The 2,215-nt window shown below is 48.1% G+C and carries 3 protein-coding genes and 1 pseudogene; all 4 read left to right on the top strand.

What is annotated here, in order from left to right; translation table 11 throughout:
- Positions 1-127 precede the first annotated feature (127 nt).
- The gene (locus EQY_RS0119965; protein WP_000056326.1) at positions 128-796 is read left to right on the top strand and encodes a hypothetical protein; all 669 of its coding nucleotides are present in this window, start codon (positions 128-130) and stop codon (positions 794-796) included.
- Positions 793-1,059, top strand: a complete 267-nt coding sequence (locus EQY_RS0119970) for a hypothetical protein (protein WP_000209264.1) — start codon at positions 793-795, stop codon at positions 1,057-1,059. Before EQY_RS0119965 ends, EQY_RS0119970 begins: the two co-directional genes overlap by 4 nt.
- Positions 1,059-2,066: a hypothetical protein gene (locus tag EQY_RS0119975; RefSeq protein ID WP_024212671.1), complete on the top strand. Its 1,008-nt coding sequence runs from the start codon at positions 1,059-1,061 to the stop codon at positions 2,064-2,066. The genes EQY_RS0119970 and EQY_RS0119975 overlap by 1 nt, the downstream gene beginning before the upstream one ends.
- A pseudogene (locus EQY_RS27335) lies at positions 2,066-2,215 on the top strand (phage baseplate protein); the annotation flags it as partial. The gene EQY_RS0119975 and the pseudogene EQY_RS27335, both read left to right, overlap by 1 nt.

Below are 2,215 nucleotides of genomic sequence, written 5' to 3' on the forward strand. Positions count from 1 at the left end.
AAATGCCCAGCAGGTACTTGCCAGTAATCCAGGCGGGAGAGCCCTTATTCAGCTTGAAGTTCTTCAAAAACCAGGTTCGGATATTTCGGCTCAACTGGCTGGGATGCAACAAATTCCGGGGTAAACCATGTCACTTAATTACTTTGGACAGGCTTTCAAACTGGCGTTTGAAGTCTCGCCCATTCTTTTGGTTGACGGCATAGCGTCGAAAATTCCAGGTGGGGTGATGCCGATTGCTGTTTTGACTGAAGGGCTAAGCATCACGAACGGTCTGCTGCATGGCGAGATACGCACACGCTCGATGGCGGCGTTTACCCCGATGGCGGGGACAACGTTAGTCCAGCAGGATCTTTGTAACCTGAATTTCTATAACCAGGTAACGGCAGCGAATGCGACCGTCAGGAAGCCCAATCGGGTAGTCATGCAGATGATCCGTCCGGCATCAACGGAGGACGGTGGCTACACCACGAAGGGAATGACGTTCACGGCGCTGAAAATGGCGCTTGATATGCATAACCAGTATGGCGGTTGTTACACCGTTCTGACTCCCTCGTTTATCTACACGCGCTGCCTGATGCGGTCGTTTATCGATACATCCGGTTTCTCTGAGCAGAACAAGCAGGTTCAGCACACCTGGCAGATTGAGTTTGAGCAACCATTGTCGTCTGTCGAACAAACGGTAAAAACGCTAGCGAGCGTTTTAGATAAATTTGATAAAGGGATGCCGTCAGACGGGCCGCTATCGTGGTCAGGTATTCGGAACCAGGTTGCGCAGGAGTTTGGTATTGGCTTATGACAACGTTAATTCCTTTCAAACCGGACGGGCGAGGTCCGTTTCAGTTCACGGCCAGAATCGGAGAATATGAAACATTCGCCCGCGTTCCGTTTAATCTGTATGCAAATCGTTACTACCTGGAACTGAAAGACAGTTCTGGCGACGTGATTGTGTACACCCCCCTAATTGCTTCCCCTGATGGTTACGACATCAATCTGGCGCTTCCATTTGCTCCGGGAAAGCTCATTTTTCGCGAAAGTACTAATCAGTTTGAGGTTTCGTAATGCGTTATTATCGATTAGAAATTATTAACCCTAAAACTGGAAAGCCACCTGTATGTCGGAATGGAAAGCCCATTGGACCTTTTGATACCAGTGAAACACCAGGATGTGGGTTGCATGTCGAATTTGACTTTGAAGTAACCGCTCTGGATATAGTCAGAGCGGGAACGATGTTGACGATCTACGGACTGCCAATCGACATGCTGGAGCAAAGCGTGAATTTGCAGGGATGTTTAGTTCGTATGAAGGCCGGATTTGTTAAGGGATTACCTTTGGCAAATCCACTGCAACAGGGGGAAGTAATTTATGGCGAAATTTATTTTGCCTACGCCAACTGGATAGGCACAAACCAGACATTAAATCTGGTAATAAATCCCACCATACGTAAAACCGATGATGGAAAACCTTTCATCTTAGAATTTGATGGTAGAACAGGTGAGAAACTGGGAGATGTTATATCCCGTGCTTTAAAAAAGGCATTTCCGAATAAATTGATCGATTGTACCGTCAGTGACAGTCTCGTTTTGCCTGAGCCGTGGAAGGGAACCTACGAAGATATTGGCTCGTTAGCGATGGTCCTTCGTAGTGCTTCGATTGCCATGATTCGCAGCGAAAAATACTGTGGTGTTGGTATTAGCATTCTTTCCGACAGGGTACGGGTTTACGACAACGCATCAGCTGACTGGGGAAAACCGAAGAAAATTGAGCTTTATGAACTTGTCGGTCAGCCTACCTGGATAGCCCCTTTTACCGTCAGTTTTAAATGCCCGTTGCGGGGAGATATACGATGCGGCGATGTGATCGAACTCCCGGAGGGGCTATATTCAGGCGCAGCGTCGATTGTGATGGCTAATACAACGGCACCCAGCGTTATCGCAAAAAATTCGACCACGTTCACCGGGAAATTTCTTGTGAAATCGGTCAGACACATTGGTTCGTATCTGACAGCTGATGGCGATGCCTGGGTGACGGTATTTGAGGCATATGCTGAGAACTGGGCGAGTGTGTAATGTCAAACGCTCAAAAATTACCGTTTCTCCGAACGCTGTCGGAGATGATGACCAGTTCTGGCAACCAGCAAGCCGAGCTTAAAGGCCGTGAATTGCCCTGCCATGTTGTCGGTGTCAGCGGGCAGATAGTGACAGTTCAGTTTGATATG

Origin of the sequence: Escherichia sp. TW14182 (assembly GCF_000208525.1) — a bacterium.
In the GTDB taxonomy this organism is placed as follows: Bacteria; Pseudomonadota; Gammaproteobacteria; order Enterobacterales; family Enterobacteriaceae; genus Escherichia; species Escherichia ruysiae.